This window comes from Pyxidicoccus sp. M15 (genome assembly GCF_056858435.1).
On record NZ_CM166495.1, the window covers coordinates 4,836,869 to 4,855,961 of the forward strand.

The 19,093-nt window shown below is 70.9% G+C and carries 13 protein-coding genes; 5 read left to right on the plus strand and 8 right to left on the minus strand.

Features of this window, described 5'->3' with window-relative positions; genetic code table 11:
• Positions 1-5: 5 nt before the first annotated feature.
• Together eutB and ACX9TP_RS18345 are read right to left on the minus strand one after the other, a co-directional pair.
• On the minus strand, positions 6-2,345 hold the full coding sequence (gene eutB, locus ACX9TP_RS18340; protein ID WP_482981016.1) for an ethanolamine ammonia-lyase subunit EutB: 2,340 nt from the start codon (positions 2,343-2,345) through the stop codon (positions 6-8).
• A 233-nt stretch (positions 2,346-2,578) separates the two neighbouring features.
• Positions 2,579-2,953: a hypothetical protein gene (locus ACX9TP_RS18345; RefSeq protein WP_482981017.1), complete on the minus strand. Its 375-nt coding sequence runs from the start codon at positions 2,951-2,953 to the stop codon at positions 2,579-2,581.
• Positions 2,954-3,104: 151 nt separating this feature from the next.
• Between ACX9TP_RS18345 and ACX9TP_RS18350 the strand changes: the two genes are divergently transcribed.
• Complete coding sequence (locus ACX9TP_RS18350) at positions 3,105-3,998, plus strand: 1,4-dihydroxy-2-naphthoyl-CoA synthase (RefSeq protein ID WP_482981018.1); 894 nt, start codon at positions 3,105-3,107, stop codon at positions 3,996-3,998.
• A 95-nt stretch (positions 3,999-4,093) separates the two neighbouring features.
• Here ACX9TP_RS18350 and ACX9TP_RS18355 read toward each other — a convergent pair whose 3' ends face one another.
• The 4 genes from ACX9TP_RS18355 to ACX9TP_RS18370 all read right to left on the minus strand — a co-directional run bounded on the left by ACX9TP_RS18355 (position 4,094) and on the right by ACX9TP_RS18370 (position 7,527).
• Positions 4,094-4,867 carry a PPC domain-containing protein gene (locus ACX9TP_RS18355; RefSeq protein ID WP_482981019.1) on the minus strand — a complete coding sequence of 258 codons (774 nt, stop codon included), beginning with the start codon at positions 4,865-4,867 and terminating at the stop codon, positions 4,094-4,096.
• Positions 4,868-5,032: 165 nt separating this feature from the next.
• The gene (trhA, locus tag ACX9TP_RS18360) at positions 5,033-5,710 is read right to left on the minus strand and encodes a PAQR family membrane homeostasis protein TrhA (RefSeq protein WP_482981020.1); all 678 of its coding nucleotides are present in this window, start codon (positions 5,708-5,710) and stop codon (positions 5,033-5,035) included.
• Positions 5,711-5,838: 128 nt separating this feature from the next.
• On the minus strand, positions 5,839-6,261 hold the full coding sequence (locus ACX9TP_RS18365; protein ID WP_482981021.1) for a VOC family protein: 423 nt from the start codon (positions 6,259-6,261) through the stop codon (positions 5,839-5,841).
• A 75-nt stretch (positions 6,262-6,336) separates the two neighbouring features.
• Complete coding sequence (locus ACX9TP_RS18370) at positions 6,337-7,527, minus strand: cytochrome P450 (RefSeq protein ID WP_482981022.1); 1,191 nt, start codon at positions 7,525-7,527, stop codon at positions 6,337-6,339.
• Positions 7,528-7,690: 163 nt separating this feature from the next.
• Between ACX9TP_RS18370 and ACX9TP_RS18375 the strand changes: the two genes are divergently transcribed.
• From ACX9TP_RS18375 to ACX9TP_RS18390, 4 genes are all read left to right on the plus strand, one after another.
• Entirely contained in the window at positions 7,691-9,331 is a 1,641-nt protein-coding gene (locus ACX9TP_RS18375) for a sigma 54-interacting transcriptional regulator (RefSeq protein ID WP_482981023.1), read from the plus strand.
• Positions 9,332-10,279: a hypothetical protein gene (locus ACX9TP_RS18380; RefSeq protein WP_482981024.1), complete on the plus strand. Its 948-nt coding sequence runs from the start codon at positions 9,332-9,334 to the stop codon at positions 10,277-10,279.
• A 138-nt stretch (positions 10,280-10,417) separates the two neighbouring features.
• On the plus strand, positions 10,418-13,726 hold the full coding sequence (locus tag ACX9TP_RS18385) for a C45 family autoproteolytic acyltransferase/hydrolase (protein ID WP_482981025.1): 3,309 nt from the start codon (positions 10,418-10,420) through the stop codon (positions 13,724-13,726).
• A 133-nt stretch (positions 13,727-13,859) separates the two neighbouring features.
• The gene (locus tag ACX9TP_RS18390) at positions 13,860-14,084 is read left to right on the plus strand and encodes a hypothetical protein (RefSeq protein ID WP_482981026.1); all 225 of its coding nucleotides are present in this window, start codon (positions 13,860-13,862) and stop codon (positions 14,082-14,084) included.
• 89 nt (positions 14,085-14,173) lie between these two features.
• On the opposite strand, the gene ACX9TP_RS18395 is transcribed toward ACX9TP_RS18390, so the two are convergent.
• Both ACX9TP_RS18395 and ACX9TP_RS18400 read right to left on the minus strand, forming a co-directional pair.
• Positions 14,174-16,915 (minus strand): AMP-binding protein, encoded by a 2,742-nt coding sequence (locus ACX9TP_RS18395; RefSeq protein ID WP_482981027.1) that lies wholly within the window; start codon positions 16,913-16,915, stop codon positions 14,174-14,176.
• A 324-nt stretch (positions 16,916-17,239) separates the two neighbouring features.
• On the minus strand, positions 17,240-18,874 hold the full coding sequence (locus tag ACX9TP_RS18400; RefSeq protein WP_482982194.1) for a fumarate hydratase: 1,635 nt from the start codon (positions 18,872-18,874) through the stop codon (positions 17,240-17,242).
• Between the last annotated feature and the right edge of the window lie 219 nt (positions 18,875-19,093).

The following is a 19,093-nucleotide window of genomic DNA, read 5'->3' on the forward strand; positions in this document are numbered from 1 at the left end:
TTCCCCTAGGTCGTGAGCTGCTGGAGCAGGCGCACCGTCTCCGGCGCGGCCAGGGACGGGGTCAGGGCGGTGAGCGCGATTCCAGAGACCACACGGGTGATGTTGTGGTCCACGCGGCCAGCCTGGGTCCACACCGCCGCGGGGGGCGCGGTGATGTAGGCGGAGAAGGTGTGGTGGCCGGTGCCGGGGCGCTCGCCGATGAGGTGGATGAGGGCGCGGTGCTTCGTCGCGTCGCCCAGTCCTCCGAAGAGCGCCTCGCCCACGCGGTAGCCCGCGCGCACGCGGCCCGAGGTGAGCACCAGGTGCTCCGGCGCGGGCGTGTAGCCGGCCTGGGTGAGCAGATCGCGCAGCGCGACGAGGTACGGCCGCAGCTGGCCGTCATCCATGATGGACAGCGCGTTGAGCCCGTCGGACACCAGGACCTGCACGTCGTACCGGCCCGCATGACGCACGCGCAGCGAGCGCAGCGCGTCCAGCGACGCGGTGTCGAGCTGCTCGCCCGTCTCCGGGTGGAGGATGTATTCCTTGCGGTCCTTCGACTTCGTCACCAGCCGCACGGCGTCCGGCATGGCGGCGATGAAGGGCTCGGACAGCTCGGTCCACAGGCTCGTCTTGGCGTCGGCGTAGACGCGGCGCATCTCCTTCTCCAGCGCGGGCTCCAAATCCCACGCGTTCGCCCCGTGGCCCACGGCGATGGGCACGCCGCGGGCGCGAATCTCGGCCAGGCGCTGCGAGGCCTCCGCGCGGATTTCAGACTCGGGCCGCGCGTCTCCCTTCGCGCGCAGGTACTGGAGGTAGACCCAGACGGGGTCGCCGAAGTGCTCGGTGGGCCGGCCCTGCGCGTCGATGACGCCCAGGCGCTGGAAGAAGGCCCACATCCTGTCTTCCACCTTGTAGCCGAACGTTTCGCGCAGGCGGACGTGGTCCTGGAAGCCGGTGGTGAGGTAGCCCAGCATCGGGTCGTTCTTGGTGGGCAGGCCCATGAGGTACGCCGGGTTCGCCGGCATGATGCGCTCCAGGCACCAGTCCAGGTCATCCAGCGACACGTCCATGTGGAGCGTGGAGCAGACGTCCAGGCCGATGGTCAGCCCGTGCAGCTTGCCCATGACGATGTCCTCCAGGCAGCAGCGCACGAGCTGCTCCCGGGTGCGGAACACCTCCGGCCCGATGAAGCCCGCCACGTCGTTGAGGTGGACCCACGGGGCGGCGGCGCGGCCCGCGCCTTCCTGTGCCTTCGCCACCTGCTGCGTCAGCGCGCGCGCGAAGCCGTACTTGCGCGACTCATGGATGACCATGTCGTAGCCATGGCCGGAGCCGTTGGTGAAGTCCGCGCCCTGGCCCGTCTCGAAGTAGAGGCCGTACTGGCCGGTGCGGCCAGCCGCGTACCCGAGCATCTTCTCCACGGAGATGTCGAAGGTGGCATTGGCCGTGTCGCTGCCGGCGATGCTCTGGAACCAGATGCCGGTGGTGCCGGGGTGCCGGCGCTCCACCTCGGCCTGCACGTCGATGTGGGCCAGCACGCAGTGGGGTAGCACCCCCTCCAGGCCGAACGTCACGAGCAGCTCGTACAGCGTGGACTCGATGGCCGCCACCGACTCCGGCGAGGACGACACCGGGTTGCAGCCGAGCACCACGTCGCCCACCGCATAGGCCCAGCCGTCGAACACCTGCCAGCGGATGTCGTCCACGTTGTCGGTGGGCGAGTTGGGCTGGATGCGCGCGCCCAGGTAGCCCCGCGCGCCGATGCTGCTGCCCGGCAGCGGGTTGAACACCTTGCGCCCCACGGCGATGAGCTCCTCGTCGCTCATCAGCTTGACGACGCAAGCGATGACGTCGCTGCCCAGGCCGGGGATGAGGGCGTGGATGTCCGCCTCGCTGCTCTCCAGCAGGAACTGCTTCAGCCGGCCCAGCGTCCAGTCCCGCGAGGCCGACGCGGCCACCCGGTCCTCCGACTCCACGAGCAGCGCGTGCAACTCGTCCTCGCGCAGCGGGTGGGTCCCCAGGTCCACCAGGCGCGTGTTCTCCAGCAACTGGCGCGCATTCTTCCGGGACGTGTCATCCGCGGCGGCCACGCCCACCAGCGCGTCGCCCTCCTTGAAGGCGTTGGCGGCGCCCAGCACCTGCTTGTAGAGCGTCTCGTCGAAGCCGCCCTTGAGGCGCTGGACGTAGGCGAACACGTCCTCTCCGGCACGGACCTCGGGAATGGAGACCCCCTCGGGCGGCGGGCCCGGAGGTGGGTGGGTGACGGTGTCCTTTCCGCAGCCCAGGAGGGACGCCGCCGCGCCACCCAGCATCGCGGCCAGCACGGTGCGCCGGTGCAACAGGAACCGGGATTCGACAGCCATGTTCCGTCCTCGCTTGCGGCGCGCTCCGGGAGGCTCCGGCCTCCCTTCCCCCGCGCGCCATCCAGCGACTCTCGGCGGCTCCGGGAAGCCGAGCCAAGACGGCCTTTCGTGCCTTTGGACGACAACCGACGCCCACAGGCCCCCGGGACGGAGGCCGGGCGCGAGCGCAGGACAGATGGCCTACACCCCGTTGTCGGATTCCGTGCGGGGGGCTTCCGGCCGCGCGCGGGCGGCTACGGCCTGTCCAGCGTCTTCACGACGTTCGTCGGCGTCCCGTCCTCGAGGGTGCGAACGTCGAAGGTGACACGCACCGAGGTGCCGGGTGGGAGCGCCTGTCGCAGGTGCGCCTGGACCTCCTGCGCCCGGGGGATGCGCTGGCCCTGGACGCGCGTCGCGTGCGTCACGCGCAGGGGAACGACGGGGCCCTGGGAGCTCTCGATATAGAGGAGGCCCGTGCCCGCGCCGAGCACCCGGCCGGTGAGCACGTGCTCCTCGCCCTGTACGCTCTCCGTCTCAGGTTCGGGCGCCCGTTCAGGAGTCGGCGCCTGCGCCAGCGCCGGGGCGCCCAACATGAGCCCGGCGAGCAACCCCAGGGTCGTCCGCTTCATCCGTAGCCTCCCCCTGCGCGGGCGAGTCGCCTCGCCACCGTGAAGCGTGCGCATCCTCCGGCCCGGGGACAGCACTCGCTTCCCTGGACGGACGCTGCCACGGGGCCTAGCGTCCGCGCCCGTTCAACCCCTCTCCCCAAGAGACGACTCCATGGTTTCGGCCATCTTCAACCCGGCGCGCTGGAAGCCCGTCGACGGCTTCAAGTTCAAGGACATCACCTTCCACCGCGCGGTGGACCAGGGCACCGTCCGCATCGCCTTCAACCGCCCCGAGGTGCGCAACGCCTTCCGCCCCCGCACCGTGGATGAGCTGTCCCGCGCGCTGGAGGCCACGCGCTTCATGACGGACGTGGGCTGCGTGCTCATCACCGGCAACGGCCCGTCGCCCAAGGACGGCGGCTGGGCGTTCTGCTCCGGCGGAGACCAGCGCATCCGCGGCAAGGACGGCTACAAGTACGAGGGCGAAGAGGGAGAGTCCGACCCGGCGCGTCTGGGGCGCCTGCACATCCTCGAGGTGCAGCGGCAGATCCGCTTCCTGCCCAAGGCCGTCGTGGCCGTGGTGCCGGGCTGGGCGGTGGGCGGCGGGCACAGCCTCCACGTGGTCTGCGACATGACCATCGCCAGCAAGGAGCACGCCGTCTTCAAGCAGACCGATGCGGACGTGGCCAGCTTCGACGGCGGCTACGGCTCCGCGCTGCTGGCGCGCCAGGTGGGCCAGAAGCGCGCGCGGGAAATCTTCTTCGTCGGGGCCAACTACTCCGCGGAGGAGGCGTTCCAGATGGGCATGGTCAACGCCGTGGTGCCGCACGCGCAGCTGGAGGACTTCGCGCTCGACTGGGCCGCGGAGATCAACACGAAGAGCCCGACGGCCATCAAGATGTTGAAGTACGCCTTCAACCTCCCCGACGACGGCATGGTGGGCCAGCAGCTCTTCGCCGGTGAGGCCACGCGCCTGGCCTACGGCACCGACGAGGCCCAGGAGGGACGCGACGCCTTCGTCCAGAAGCGCAAGCGCGACTTCAAGCGCTTCCCCTGGTCGTACTGATACCGGCGGGCTCGCGGCATGCCCGTCGTGACGGGTGCTGCCTGACGTGAGGCCTCCCGGCGCCACACCGGGAGGCCGTCATGGACGAGGAGCCGCTACTTCGTGAGCGCGTCCACGCGCAGGTTCAAGGAGGCGATGTTGCTGACGCCTTCGACCATGACGTAGGCCGTGCCCGCCACGGGATTGAGGATGGAGCAGACCGCGGGCAGCGTGGTGCTGTCCGTGGTGCACTCCACCGCGCTCGGCACCGCGGGCGCGTCGCCCTGGCGCACGTAGAGCTTGAACTGGCCGCTCTGCCCGAACGACTGCGTGGCCGTGACCTGGAGCCGCTTCTTGCCCGCTGGCACGGCCACCTCGTACACCGTCCGCGACAGCTGGTTGAGCTGGGTGGTCACTGTCGTCGCGAGCGCCAGCGGGTTGCTGTAGTACGCGTGCAGCGTGACGCTGGAGAACGGGTCGAAGCCATAGACGAGGACGTAGTACGACTGGTCGTCCTCGACGCCGGTGGTGTAGACGCAGTTCTCCGTGTTGCCCACCGCGTCGCTCAGGCAGTCGTAGTCGGTGAACGTGGGCTCGGAGTACCGCTTCACGTACAGGTCCGCGTCACCGCTGCCGCCCCGCAGCGTGAAGGTCAGCTTCGCAGCGGGCGCCGGGTTCACCAGGCGGAAGGTCTGCACCGAGCCCAGCCCGCCCGACACCGTCACCGCATAGCCGTTGTAGATGTCCGTGCTCAGCGCATGCGACTGGGACAGCAGCTCCGGGGCCACCTGCGGCGTCGCCTTGCCCTCGGCTTCCGGAGCGGGCGTGCCACAACCGATGCCGAACATCGAGACGAGTGCCAGTGCTGAGACCGCGCGAGTCAGGTGCATGAACGCTCCGTAGTGGGTGGAGCGTGCAGGGTAGGGAGCCGTCGGGGCCATGCATGTCACAACGCCGAAACGGGTGTGCTCGTTCAACGGCCGTGACGCTCATGTCACCGGGATGTTTCCGTGGGCGCCTTCGTTCGTCTCGAGCGCGTCTGAAGGCGCCTGGCCTCAGCGGCTCCAGAGGACGTCGGTGACGACGCCGTAGTGCACGGCGGCCGCGGCGATGACCATGAGGTGGAACACCTCGTGGTAGCCGAAGAAGGTGGGCTTCGGGTCCGGCCAGCGCTTCGCGTAGACCACCGCGCCCAGGGCATAGAGGACGCCTCCGAGGACGAGCCCCGCGACGCGCGTCGGGCCGATAATGGCCGGCAATTGAGCCACCACCGGGGCGGCCAGCAGGCCCAGCGCGACGTAGAGCGCGGAGCGCAGGCCCCGCGACGCGGAGATGCCCAGCAGGGCGAGCGTCGCGCCGGTGAGCGCGCAGCCCCACATCAGGAAGAGCAGCGGCGTGCTCCAGCCACTCCGGGTCTCCAGCGCGGCCATGGGCGTGAAGCTGCCGGCGATGAGGAAGTAGATGGCCGCGTGGTCGCACCGCCGCAGGCGCGCGTAGGCGGCGGGGCTCCAGGTGGGCCAGTGGTACGTGCCGCTGACCCCGAACATCAGGACCAGGCTGATACCGAACACCAGGGCGGCGGCGTAGGGGGCCCCCTGCGCCGGCGCCAGCGCGAGCCAGATGCAGCCGTAGAGCGCCACCCCGGCCGCGAGCAGGTGCGAGAGGCCCCGCAGCCGGGGCTTCACGGATTCTTCCATCAACAGCGCTTCGATGCCCCGGGGTGACGCGGCCATGACCTGTGGTTAGTCACGGCATGTCACCGCTGCGTCAGCGAGCGACCGTCCCGTCCAGCTCTGGACGGCCGGGGCGCCGAAGCGTCGACCTCTTCACGGGGGAAGGTGCCAGCGGGAAACAGGCGCCGTCAGTCCGCGGGGGAGATGAGCACGGAGTCCGCGGAGCGACGCGTCGGGCCCTGGTACACGGCCTCGATGTTGTTGCCATCCGGGTCCAGCACGAAGGCGGCGTAGTAGTTGGCGTGGTAGTGGCGCAGGCCGGGGGCGCCGTTGTCGCGGCCGCCCGCCGCGAGCGCCGCCGCGTGGAAGCGGTGCACCGTCTCGCGGTCCTTCGCCTGGAAGGCCAGGTGGATGCCGTGCCCGGAGGGCGGGATGCCCGCATCCAGGGGGGAGATGTAGAGCTCATCAACGGAGAAGGTATGCTCGTTGTCATCGTTGATGGGGATGCCGAGCACGTCCAGCACCGCGCGGTAGAAGCGCTTGCTCGCATCGAAGTCCTTCACGCGGAAGTGGACGTGGTCGATCAGGCGGCCCGTGTGGAATGGCTGCATGCGGTTGCTCCCGGTGGATGTGGCGCGCAAGGCTGCACACCCCGCACGGTGATGCCAAGCGCCGGAATGCCACCGTCAGGCAGGCAACAGCCGGACCGGCAGCGCGAGCGGGCCCCGGGCGATGAGCGAGCGGGACCATTCGATGGGCCCCGGGCCTCGGGAGATGCCCCGGAGGCGGGGCAGCAGCGCCTCCAGCCCGAGGCGCGCCTCGAGCCGCGCGAGCATGGCGCCCAGGCAGTAGTGGACGCCGTGGCCGAAGGCCAGGTGCGACGAGCCACCTCTTGAGAGGTCGAAGCGGTCGGCCCCGGGGAACTGGCGCTCGTCGCGCAGTGCCGAGGCCAGCAGCACCACGACGGCGGCCCCGCGCGGGAGGTGGACGCCACCCAGCTCCGTCTCCTCGGTGGTGAGGCGGAGGCTGGAGTGGCCGGGGGGCTCGAAGCGGAGGACCTCCTCGATGAGCCTGGGCACCAGGCGCGCGTCGGCGAGCACGCGCGCGAGGTCCTCGGGGCGCTCGGACAGGACGAACAGCGTGTTGGCGAGCAGGTACACCGTGGTCTCCACGCCCGCGGGGAGCAGACTGAAGAGGAAGCTGATGAGCTCGTCATGGGTGAGCACCGAGCCGTCCTCGCCGGGGCGGATGAGCTCGCTCACGAGGTCGTCTCCCGGGGCCGCGCGGCGCGCTTCGATGATGTCCTCGAAGCACCGCTCCATGTCGACGAGGCTCTGGCGGATGCGCGCCTGCTCCTCGGGTGGGTGCTGGCCCGCGGGGATGCTGACGAGGTCATCCGCCCAGCCCTTGAGCTTCGGGTACTGGTCCGCCTCCAGGCCGAACAGCAGGCCCAGCACGCGCACCGGGAGGCGCAGGGCGAAGGCCTCGACGAAGTCCACCTCGCCGTCGGCGCGGAGGAGGCGCTGCGTGAGTTCCTCGGCGATGGCGCGAATCTTCGGCTCCAGCACGGCCAGGGCCGCGGGGCCGAAGGCCCGGGCCACGCGTCCTCGCAGCCGCGAGTGGGCCGGCGGGTCCATCATCACGAAGGACTGCGCGGTGGGGTTGCGCTGAATCCACGGCGGCAGGAAGCCCCGCGCCAGCCCCTCCGACGAGAAGCGGCGCGGGTCCTTCAGCACGGCCACCACGTCCTCGTAGCGACTGACGGCCCACAGGCCGCCGGGCTCCACCTGGCGGATGCCGGTGCGCCGCAGCTCGGCGTAGAGCGGGTAGGGGTTGGCGCGCGTCTCGGTGCTCATCAGGTCCAGCGTGGAGTGCATGGGAGGCGTCCTCGGGTGGAACGGCGTCGAGGGAGACAGCAACGCCCGCGCCAGCTCGGCCCCTCGTGGAACTTCCGTTGGTTACCCGTCGCTCCCGAGCCGGGGCTCGCGAGCACTCCGTCAAAATGCGGTAGGGCACTCCTTCAAAATGAAGGAGGCGCCGGTGCGACTGGAGGACCTGGACATCCGCGAGCTGCTGGACATCGACGCGGAGGAGGGCGTGGTCCGCTTCGCGGGGCAGCGGGCGCTCATCCTCGACGCGGTGGCCATGGGCCTGCTGCGCAAGGCGGTGCTGGACACCTTCGGCGCCACTGCGGCGCGGGCGGTGCTGACGCGCTTCGCCTTCGCACATGGCTGGCGCATGGCGGAGGCCCTGTGCTCCGGCTTCACGTGGGAGCGCACCGAGGACTGGCGCCAGGCGGGAGGCGTCATCCACCGGCTCCAGGGGCTCATCCGGCTCGTGCCCGGGGCGGAGGACCCGTTCTCCTCCGGGGGCGCCAGGCTGGAGGCGTCGTATGAAGCGGAGCAGCACCGGCTCCACGTGGGGCGGGCGGACGCGCCCGTGTGCTGGACGCTCACCGGCTTCGCGAGCGGCTATCTCAGCCGGACGGAGGGGCACCCCATCTACGTGCTGGAGGACCGGTGCCTCGGGAAGGGCGACGCGGAGTGTCGCTTCCGGGCGCGGACGCGGGACGCCTGGGGCGCGGAGCTGGAGTCGCACCTGCCCTTCTTCGAGTCGGACGGGCTGGACGCGTCACTGCGCCGGGTGGCCGGCGAGCTGAAGCGCGCGGAGCAGCGTCTGGACGCGCGTCGTCGGGACCTGGCGCGCACGGGCTCGCCCGCGGTGGACCCGTCCGGCATCGTCGCGTGCAGCGCGGGCATGCGGCGGGTGCTGGAGCTGGCGCGGCGGGTGGCGGAGGTGGACTCCACGGTGCTCATCCTGGGGGAGAGCGGGGTGGGCAAGGAGCGGGTGGCGCGGCTGCTCCACGAGGCGTCCGCGCGCGCGGCGGAGCCCTTCCTGGCCCTCAACTGCGCGGCGTTGTCGGAGGCGCTGCTGGACAGCGAGCTGTTCGGCCACGCCCGGGGTGCCTTCACCGGCGCGGTGCGCGAGCGGCCGGGGCTGCTCGAGGCGGCGGGGGGCGGGACGTTGTTCCTGGACGAGGTGGGAGAGCTCGCTCCCGCGGTGCAGGCGAAGCTGCTGCGAGCGATGCAGGAGCGGCAGGTCCGGCGGGTGGGAGAGAACCGGAGCCGGCCCATCGACGTCCGCGTGGTGGCGGCCACGCACCGGGACCTGGCGCGCGAGGTGGAGGCGGGCCGCTTCCGGAAGGACCTCTACTACCGCCTGCGCGTCGTGGAGCTGCGCGTGCCGCCCCTGCGCGAGCGGCGCGAGGACGTGCTGCCGCTGGCGCGGGTGCTGCTCGCGGCGGCCGCCAGGCGCATGGGCCGGCCGGAGCTCGCGCTGACACCCCGGGCGGCGGACCAGCTCGTCCGGTACGACTGGCCCGGCAACGTGCGCGAGCTGGAGAACGCGCTGGAGCGGGCGGTGGCCCTCGCGCGGGGCCGGCGCATCGAGCTGGACGACCTGCCGGAGGACGTGCGGGAGTCGCTGCCCGCGCCCGTGGTGGCCGCGGGCGTGCGCCCGCTGGAGGCCATCGAGCGGGACTACATCCTTGCCGCGGTGGAGCGGAACGGAGGAAACCAGACGGTGACGGCGCGGCAGCTCGGCATCAGCGCGGCGACGCTGTACCGGAAGCTGAAGCAGTATGGTGCGCTGGCCAAGGACCGCCCCCGGAGCACATCGTAAATGGAAGCCCCCCGCCTGACCTTCTTCTGCGAGCTGTCGCCCGGTGCCCTGCGCGAGCTCTTCGCCGCGCCGGCCGTCACCGACGACCTGGTGGCGCTGCGTGCCGGTGTGAGCCTGGGCCTGCTGGACCTGGGCCCCGAGCGCGCGGAGGTGGTGCGCCGCCTCAACCGCGAGGGCATCCCCGTCACGGCGTGGCTGCTGCTCCCGGAGGACCAGGGCTACTGGTTCCACGCGGGAAACGCCGCGCAGGCCACGGCGCGCTACGACGCCTTCCGCGCGTGGACGGCCGAGCACGGGCTGACGTGGGACGGCGTGGGCCTGGACATCGAGCCGGACATCCGCGAGCTGCGGCGGGTGCTGGAGGGCGGGTGGCGGCGGCTGCCGGAGCTGCTCCCCAGGCTGGGGCGGGGCGAGCGCGTGCGGGAGGCCCGGGCCGCGTACACCGCGCTGGTGGAACGCATCCGCGCGGACGGGCACCGGGTGGACACGTACCAGTTCCCGTTCATCGTGGACGAGCGGCAGTCCCGCTCCACGCTGCTGCAGCGCGTGTCGGGCGTGCTGGACCTGCCGTCGGACCGGGAGGTGCTGATGCTCTACACCAGCTTCGCGCGTCCCCACGGCGCGGCGATGCTGTGGAGCTACGGCCCGGGCGCGCCCTCCATCGCGGTGGGAATCACCGGGGGTGGAGTGGAGTTTCCGGGCACGCGCCTCCCACAGCCGCTGGACTGGGCGGAGTTTTCCCGGGATTTGCGGCTCGCGGTGCGGTGGACGCATGACCTCCACGTCTTCAGCCTGGAGGGCTGTGTGCGACATGGCTTCCTGACCCGCCTGCGCACCTTCGACTGGGACGCGCCGGTGGACCCGCCCGCCATCCCCGCGAGGCGGGTGGACGTGCTCCGCCGGGCGGCGCGCGGCGTACTCCGCGTGAGTGCCCGCGTGCTCCGCTGACTCCCCGGCAGGCGGCCAGGAAGCCAAGCCGCTCCGCGTCATGCGCCAGGTCGGGCGGTCCCGGTTGACGCATGAGGGAGGGGGAAGTGTCATGCGCTCCCTACGCCTTCCCACGCCGATGCCCGGCCAGGCCTCCTCATGACCGACCCCCGCAAGACGTCGAAGCTCCTCGGCGCGCTCCTGCTCTCCGTGGGCACGCTCCAAGCGGCGCCCGCCCTGGCGGCGCCTGCTTCCTCTCCCATCCCCGTGCCCAACGGCAGCTTCGAGCTGGCGGGAGGGGCCTCGGCGCTGCCGGCGTTCTGGACGTCGAAGGGGCAGGGCAAGGTGTCCGCCTCGTCGGAGGCGAAGGCGGAGGGCGCGAAGGGCCTGGCCATCGAAAGCCCCCAGGGCGGCGCGGAGACCACCGTCGAGTCCGACGCGATGAAGCTCCAGGTGGGCCAGCTGTACCGGCTCAGCGCCTGGGTGCGCACGCGCGGCGTGCAGGCGGACCCGCAGGCCCGCTACCCCACGGCCCACGGCGCCTGTCTGTCCATGAAGAGCTTCCCCTTCACCAACTGCACGCCCGCTCCGGCCACCGAGGGCGGCACCCGCGTGTCGACGCTCTTCTTCGCCACCCAGTCCTCGGACCGCGTGCAGCTGCACCTGGGACGCAACGGCAAGGCCACCGGCACCGCGTGGTTCGACGACGTGCGCCTGGAGAAGGTGGACGACATCACCACCTACGTGCCCATGGAGTCCGTGCGCTGGGCCGGCAAGGGCTTCCGCTACGACGACGGCGGGTGGATCTACGTCCACATCGAGGGCGAGCCGTACGAGCGGGGCCAGCAGCTCGGTGAGCTCACGGGCACGGAAATCGTCAGCTACATGGAGAAGCTCGGCATCCAGAAGGACAAGACGGATGCGGCGAAGGGGTGGGGCCACGCGCGGCTGCTCGCGGACGCGCTCTTCCTGCGCAAGTACGACACCGAGTACCTGGAGGAGATGAAGGGCATCGCCGACGGCGCCAACAAGGCCGGCGCGAAGTTCAAGGACCGCGAGCTGGACCTGCTGGACATCGTCACCCTCAACTCCGCGGTGGACGCGGGCCAGCTGGAGGAGGCCAACCGCGCCACGGCGACGCCGCTGTCCGGCCGCACCTACCTGAAGGCGGAGGACGAGGCCGAGCGCGCCGGCAAGGGCGACCACTGCTCCTCGTTCGTGGCCACCAAGTCCGCGACGAAGGACGGGCGCGCCATCATCGGGCAGATCTTCATGTGGAACGGCTACACCGGCGTCCACTGGGACGTGATGCTGGACGTGCAGCCGACGAAGGGCCACCGCTTCGTGATGCAGACCTTCCCGGGCGGCATCCACAGCGGCTCGGACTGGTACGTCAACGCCGCGGGCATCGTCATCGGCGAGACGACGGTGGGGCAGACGCCGTTCGACATGAACGGCTCGCCGCAGAGCAACCGCATCCGCAAGGCGGCGCAGTACGCGTCCAGCATCGACGACGTGGCGCGCATCCTGAATGACGGGAACAACGGCCTCTACAGCAACGACTGGACGATGGCGGACGCGAAGACGGACGAGGGCGCCTGCTTCCTGCTCGGCACGAAGAAGACGCGGCTGTGGCGCACGGGCAGCAAGGGCAACGCCTCGGACACCCCGGGCAACCTGAAGGACTTCATCTGGGCGAACAACAACACGCGAGACCCGGAGGTGCGCAAGGAGTCCGTGCCCAACCCGGACAACGCCCCGGTGGACCTGGCCTTCAACACGTGGAACCGGGACATCGCCTTCCAGGAGTACTACGCGAAGTACGGCAACAAGGGCTTCGACCTGGACACCGCCACCCGGATGATGGCCTCTACGCCCATCAACCGGCCGCACGCGTGTGACGGCAAGGTGACCACGTCGGAGATGATCGAGAAGCTGATGTTCCTCGCCCACTACGGCAAGACGACGCTGCGCGAGAAGATGATTGGCAGCCGCTTCATGCCGGACCTGCCGGGCGCTATTCCGCACCTGTCGCTGGGCTACACGACGTTCAGCCCCGTCGTCGTCGCGGACAAGCTGAAGGAGGCGCGCAAGAGCTGGAAGGCGCCCGCGGAGCCCGCCGCGCCGAAGCGGGACCTGGAGAAGGTGAAGGACGCCGTCGCCTTCGACGCGTCGCTCCTGTGGTCCAACACGGTGTTCCCGTCCACGGATGGGGACAACTGGCTGTCCAGCGGCACCGCGGCCTACTGGAAGCTCTTGAAGGATTTGCCCGAGGGCGCGGACAAGGCCTACGAGCACCAGCGGGACGCGCTGTCGGAGCTGAACGCGCGCTATCTCTTCGTCACGTCGCGGGAGCAGGACGTGGTGCCGGTGACGGCGAAGACGGACTACGGCCGTTATGGCGCCTACCTGGTGCCGCGCATCAAGGGCACCTTCGCGCTGCACCAGCTCCGGCTGCTCCTGGGCAACAAGGACTTCAGCAAGGCGATGGGCGCGGTGCACGCGCGCTACGCGAACAAGGACATCACCACGGCGGACTTCAAGCGCACCGTGCTGGAGGCCACCAACAAGGACGTGGGGGCCTTCGTCGCGCAGTGGCTGGAGCGCACGGGCCTGCCCCAGCCGCGCATCCGCGCCACCGCCGCGCAGGTGAAGGACGGCTACGAGACGACGCTGAAGGTGGAGCAGCCGGGCTCGCGCCCGTGGCACTTCGTCACGCTGGTGGAGGTGAAGACGGCGAAGGGCTCCACGCTGGAGCGCGTGGAGGTGAAGAACGGGAATGAGACGTTCACCTTCCGCACGGCCGAGGCGCCGGTGCGCGTGGTGTTCAACGCGTCCAACGACATCCCCGTGCCGCGCGAGCGCTTCCAGGTGATGGGCAACCAGACGGACGCCTTCGACAAGCTGCTGCTGGTGCACGGCACGGCCCGGCAGACGGAGTCCATGCGCACGCTGGTGCTGGGCTACCGCGACGTGCTCGCGGACGTCTTCACGGAGGTGCTGCCCCCGGTGAAGCCGGACGGCGAGGTGACGGACAAGGAGCTGGCGGAGCGAGACCTGGTCCTCTTCGGCGGCGCGGAGGACAACGCGCTGCTGGCGCGGCTGGCCGAGGAGAAGAGGCTCCCGGTGGAGCTGGGCCGGCGCTACTTCCGCTGGCAGGGCAAGACGTACGGGAGCCCGGATGACGGCCTGGCGCTGGCGCTGCCCAACCCGTGGAACCCGAAGCGCGCCATGTACCTGTACGTGGCCAACAGCGGCCTCCAGCTGTGGCAGATGACGCACGTGTGGCAGCGCAACCTGCAGGGGTGGGCGCGCTTCTCCGGCTCCGACGTGAGCGCGAAGGGCTTCCACGACGTGGAGTCGCTGTCCCAGGACGTGACGGTGACGCCGGCGCAGCCCTCGCCGGTGCAGCCGCCCGCGACGCCGCCGGGGCCTCCGGCGCCGAAGCTGGGCATGCTCGTGCCGTGACGTGACGCGCGGACGACCCGGCACGGAGTGAGGCCGGGTCGTCTTGTGTAGGGCCTGCCCGGAAAGCGAGGGGGCGGGTGGACAGTGCCGCGCGGGTGCTTAGGCTGGGCGACACTCCTGATAGAGGTCCCGTGTGAGCTCCCTCGTCATCCGGCTGGTCTGTGGCCTGCTGTTCTCCGCGCTGGTGCTGGGGGCCGTCGTGCGCCCGCCCGACAACATCTCGCAGGGCATTGGCATGCTGCTCCCCGGGGCCCTGCTGCTGAGCGTGGCCCTCAAGGGGCCGCGCCGCTCCGTCATTCCGAAGAAGAAGCGCGCTCCGGCGCCCGCCGTCGTGAGCGGTGAGTCACCGCGGGTCTGAGTGCTGCTTCCGTGCACGAACGTGCACCCCGGAGTGACGGGAGGGCAGGCGGGCGTCCAGCCCTGGTCCCGGAATGACCAGCATCCCATTCAGCCCGGACGCCTCCCCACGCTCAGCTCCTGCCGCGTCCGCTCCCTCAACCGCACCATCTCCGGCCAGCCTCTTCCCTCCGGTAGCAGCGGCTCGCCAATGACGACGGTGATGCGTCCGGGCCGCAGCAGGTGCCAGCCCCGCGGCCAGATGCGCCGCGTCCCCTCGATGTGCACGGGCACCAGTGGCCGCTTCGTCTCCACCGCCGCCTTGAAGGCCCCCAGCTTCAGCGGCAGCATCCCCGGCCCCCGCGCCCTCGCGCCCTCGGGGAAGACGAGCAGCGAGGTCCCCTCCCGCAGCAGCCGCGATGCGCGCTCCGCCGCCTCCGCCGCGGGCCCCGCGTGGACGCGGTCCACCAGCAACTGCGCTGACTGCTTCATCGCCCTTCCCACGACTGGCCAGCTCCCCGCCTCCCGCTGCGCCACCGCCCGGTAGTCCACCGGCAGCACCGCCAGCATCACCACCGAGTCCAGGTAGCTCACGTGTCGGGCCACCAGCACCCATGGCCCTTTGCCCCGCAGGTGCTCTCCACCCGTGACACGCACCGGACAGCCCGCCGCCCTCAGCAGCCAGCGCGAGCCTCTCTTCATCATCCGTTCCGTTTCCGCTCCCTCCGGCGTCACCCGCAGGGCCACCTCCAGCACCGATGCCGCCAGCAACACCAGCGCCGTGAAGTACCCCGTGTACGCCGCGGCTCCCACCGTCCCCAGCAGCCGCCCCGCTCGCGCCCGCGCTGTGCTCGCCGCCAGCCGCGCGAGCTGCGCCCACGTGCCCCGCCGGCCCCGGGCCAGCGCTCCGCTCCTCCAGGCCTCTCGCGTGGCGCCTCGCCGCAGCTTGCCGCTCGACGTCTTGCGCACCGCCCCCGGCGGCACCAGCACCACCTCGTCCGGCGGCAGCTCCAGCACCTCGGCCACCCGCTTCACGATGGCCGCTCGCAGCCGCTCGCGTGCCTCGCGCGAGCGCTCGCGTGTCTCCGCCACCACCACCAGCCGCTCCGTCCCCACCTGCGGGTCCGGCTGCCCGAATGCCACCACGCAGCCCTTGCGCACCCCGGGCACCTCGCCCACCTTCTCCTCGATTTCCGCCGGGTACAGGTTGCGCCCCGCCTTGATGATGAGCTCCTTGCTCCTCCCCGACACGTACAGCTCCCCGTCCGCCAGGTACCCCAGGTCCCCCGAGTCCAGCCACCCGTCGCGCAGCGCCCTTCGCGTCGCTTCCGGATTGCCGTAGTAGCCCGGTGTCAAAGAAGGGCCCCGCAGCGCGATGTGGCCCCGCACCCGCTCCTCCACGGGGCGGCGCTGCTCGTCGACGATTCGCACCGCGTAGCCGGGCAGCGGGCGTCCGCACGAGACGAAGCGCAGCATCCTCGTGGCCTCCAGGGTGGGCCGCGCCTCTCCCTTCCGCTCGAAGCGCTCGCGGTCTACCACGTCGATGCGCGGCGGCCGGCCCGGCGGAGGGAAGGTGAGCGCCACCGCGACCTCGGCCAGCCCGTACGCCGGAAAGAGCGCCCCCGGCTTCAGCCCGTACGGGGCAAACCGCCGGGTGAAGCGCTCCAGCGTCTCGGGGCTCACCGCCTCCGAGCCATTCAGCGCCACGCGCCAGGCGCTCAGGTCCAACCCCGCGAGCTCCTCGTCCCGCACCTTCTTCACGCAGAGGTCGTACGCGAAGTTCGGCGCCGCGGAGAGCGTCCCCCGGTGTGCGTGCAGCGCGTGCAGCCAGCGCGAAGGGCGCGTCAGGAAGGCCAGCGGCGAGAGGAGGGTGAGCGGGACTCCATACGTCAGCGGCATCAGCCACGAGCCGATGAGTCCCATGTCGTGGTACAGCGGCAGCCAGCTCACCGCCACGTCCCCGGGGCTCACCCGCAGCACCCGGCCGATGGCCCGGATGTTGGCCAGCACGTTCGCGTGGGTGAGCAGCACGCCCTTGGGCGCTCCCGTGCTGCCTGAGGTGTACTGGAGCAGCGCTCCGTCCGTGGCCTCCACGTGGACCGCCGGTGCGCTCGCGTCCGTCCATTCGAGCTCGGCGGGCGTCACCGTGCGCCGCAGCGAAGGCACCCGGGCCTTGAGCAACGCGCCCACCCGGAGCGCCTCGTCGAACGTGACGAGCACCCGGGGACTCGCGTTGCGCAGAATCCCCACCTGATGACCCACGTACTCCTCCAGCCTGTCCAGCCGGAACGGCGGGTAGAGGGGCGCGGGGATTCCTCCCGCGAGCAGCGTGCCGAAGAAGCATGAGAAGAAGGCCGCTTCCGTGCGCAACATGAGGGCCACCGGCTCACCGCGCTCCACGCCTGCGTCCGCCAGGGCCGCGGCCACCGCCGAGGCCCTCGCCCACAGCGTCCTGTACGTCAGCGGGCGCTCCGTGCCGTCCTCCCCGCGCAGCAGGAGGTGGCAACGCTCGGGCCAGGCTTCCGCGTGCCAGCGCAGCACGTCCGTCAGGAGGTGCGCGGACCCGGGGGCCGCCCTCGCGGGAGGCTGGGGCTCCCGTAGCGCGGGGCGTGCAGCCTCGACGGCCGGGTGTGCCTCCAAAACGAGGCGGGTCAGCTCCCGGGCACACGAGGCCCTGGCCACCGCATCATCCGGCAGCGTGACGCCGAACGTCTGCTGAAGTCTCAGGAGCAGCTCCACCCGCTCCAGGCTGCCCAGCCCGAGCGCCGTGTCCAGCGGAGCGTCCGCGCTCAGGTCCTCCGCGGCGCGCGGCTGGCCCAGCTCGGACAAGAGCCCGCTGAGTACGTCGAGCACTTCGCGCTCGACTGTCTGTTGCGCACCGGGAGGGCCCCGCGCGGTCATGGCTCCACCCCTTGTCCATGAAGTGGAGGCCCTCCGGGAGCGCGTCACCCGCCAGGCCTTCCGAGCGCCGTCCCGCCCGCCCGTCTTCCCGGCTCGCTTCGCACCGGACCTGACGACCTGGGCGCCCACCGGGAGGGCTCGGTCTTTCTCTCGGAACAGGAGCGCTCAGGCCAGACGACGCCCGGCCGGCTCTCGCAAACAGCCCCTCGGGTCCCCCTCTGAAGTCCTCGCGGTGGCGCGCATCCCAGGGGACGACCTCCGGGCGTATGGCTGGACTCAGCCCTTCTTCGCCGTGGGCTTGTTGATGTTGGCGAAGAAGTCGTTGCCCTTGTCGTCCACGACGATGAAGGCGGGGAAGTCGACCACGTCGATCTTCCACACGGCCTCCATGCCCAGCTCCTGGTACTCCAGCACCTCCACCTTCTTGATGCAGTCCTGCGCCAGCCGCGCCGCCGGACCGCCGATGGAGCCCAGGTAGAAGCCGCCGTGCTTCTTGCACGCCTCGGTGACGGCGGGTGAGCGGTTGCCCTTGGCGAGCATCACGAAGCTGCCGCCCTCGGCCTGGAACTGGTCCACGTAGGCGTCCATGCGGCCCGCCGTCGTCGGGCCGAACGAGCCGGACGCCATGCCTTCCGGCGTCTTCGCCGGGCCGGCGTAGTAGACCATGTAGTCCTTCATGTACTGCGGCATCCCCTGGCCGGCGTCCAGGCGCTCCTTGAGCTTCGCGTGCGCGATGTCACGCGCCACCACCATGGGGCCGCTGAGCGACAGGCGCGTCTTGATGGGGTAGCGGGACAGCTCGGCGCGAATCTCGCTCATGGGGCGGTTGAGGTCGATCTTCACCACCTCGCCCCCGAGGTCCGTCTCCGTCGTCTCGGGGAGGTACTTCGCGGGGTCCGCCTCCAGCTGCTCCAGGAAGATGCCGTCGCGGGTGATCTTCCCCAGCACCTGCCGGTCCGCCGAGCACGACACGGCGATGGCCACCGGGCAGGACGCGCCGTGGCGGGGCAGGCGGATGACGCGCACGTCGTGGCAGAAGTACTTGCCGCCGAACTGCGCGCCAATGCCGGTGCGCTGGGTGAGCTTGAGCACCTCCTGCTCCAGCTCCACGTCACGGAAGCCGCGGCCCAGGGCGTTGCCCTCGCGGGGCAGCGTGTCCAGGTAGCGCGCGGAGGCGTACTTGGCCGTCTTCAGCGCGTACTCGGCGGAGGTGCCGCCCACGACGATGGCCAGGTGGTACGGCGGGCACGCGGCGGTGCCGAGGGAGCGAATCTTCGCGTCGAGGAACGCGAGCAGGCTCTGCGGGTTGAGCAGCGCCTTGGTCTCCTGGAAGAGGTAGCTCTTGTTCGCGGAGCCGCCGCCCTTGGCCATGAAGAGGAATTTGTAGGCGTCGCCCTCGGTGGCGTAGAGCTCGATCTGCGCGGGGAGGTTGTTGTTGGTGTTGACCTCCTTGTACATGTCGAGCGGCGCCATCTGCGAGTAGCGCAGGTTGGACGTGCGGTACGTGTCGAACACGCCGCGCGAAATCGCCTCCTCGTCGTTGCCGCGGGTGAGGACGTACTGGCCCTTCTTGCCCATGACGATGGCGGTGCCCGTGTCCTGGCAGGAGGGCAGCACGCCGCCAGCGGCGATGTTGGCGTTCTTCAGCAGCTCCAGCGCCACGAAGCGGTCATTCGCGGACGCCTCCGGGTCCTTGAGGATGTGGGCGAGCTGGCCCAGGTGGCCGGGGCGCAGGAGGTGCGCGATGTCGCGCATGGCGTGGCGGGTGAGGAGGGTGAGGCCCTCGGGCTCGACCTGGACGAAGGTGCGGCCGGCCGCCTCGAACGTGGAGACGTGGTCCTTCGTGAGGAGCTTGAAGGGCGTCTCGTCCTTGCCCAGCGGCAACATTTCCTGGAACTGGAAGTCGTTCATGGTCATAGGCGTAGCGCTGTTGGCGCGGGGATGGGTAGCCGGAAGGCGCCTGGAGGGCGGGCCCGGCGGGTGGGGCCGAGAATCTCTCCCGATGGGAGCCAAAAGCGAGGGTGGGGGAGCTTCCGTCGGAGGGGGCTCGAAGGCGGTGCCGGGTCGTAGACGTGTCTACACGGGAGGCGGCGGCGCCGCCTGGACGTGTCGCCATGATAACGCCGGAGC

What these genes read in the sequence shown, in the direction of transcription:
- eutB (WP_482981016.1), bottom strand. Translation starts at nt 2,345, where the DNA reads ATGGCTGTCGAATCCCGGTTCCTGTTGCACCGGCGCACCGTGCTGGCC.
- ACX9TP_RS18345 (WP_482981017.1), bottom strand. Translation starts at nt 2,953, where the DNA reads ATGAAGCGGACGACCCTGGGGTTGCTCGCCGGGCTCATGTTGGGCGCC.
- ACX9TP_RS18350 (WP_482981018.1), top strand. Translation starts at nt 3,105, where the DNA reads ATGGTTTCGGCCATCTTCAACCCGGCGCGCTGGAAGCCCGTCGACGGC.
- ACX9TP_RS18355 (WP_482981019.1), bottom strand. Translation starts at nt 4,867, where the DNA reads ATGCACCTGACTCGCGCGGTCTCAGCACTGGCACTCGTCTCGATGTTC.
- trhA (WP_482981020.1), bottom strand. Translation starts at nt 5,710, where the DNA reads ATGGCCGCGTCACCCCGGGGCATCGAAGCGCTGTTGATGGAAGAATCC.
- ACX9TP_RS18365 (WP_482981021.1), bottom strand. Translation starts at nt 6,261, where the DNA reads ATGCAGCCATTCCACACGGGCCGCCTGATCGACCACGTCCACTTCCGC.
- ACX9TP_RS18370 (WP_482981022.1), bottom strand. Translation starts at nt 7,527, where the DNA reads ATGCACTCCACGCTGGACCTGATGAGCACCGAGACGCGCGCCAACCCC.
- ACX9TP_RS18380 (WP_482981024.1), top strand. Translation starts at nt 9,332, where the DNA reads ATGGAAGCCCCCCGCCTGACCTTCTTCTGCGAGCTGTCGCCCGGTGCC.
- ACX9TP_RS18385 (WP_482981025.1), top strand. Translation starts at nt 10,418, where the DNA reads ATGACCGACCCCCGCAAGACGTCGAAGCTCCTCGGCGCGCTCCTGCTC.
- ACX9TP_RS18400 (WP_482982194.1), bottom strand. Translation starts at nt 18,874, where the DNA reads ATGAACGACTTCCAGTTCCAGGAAATGTTGCCGCTGGGCAAGGACGAG.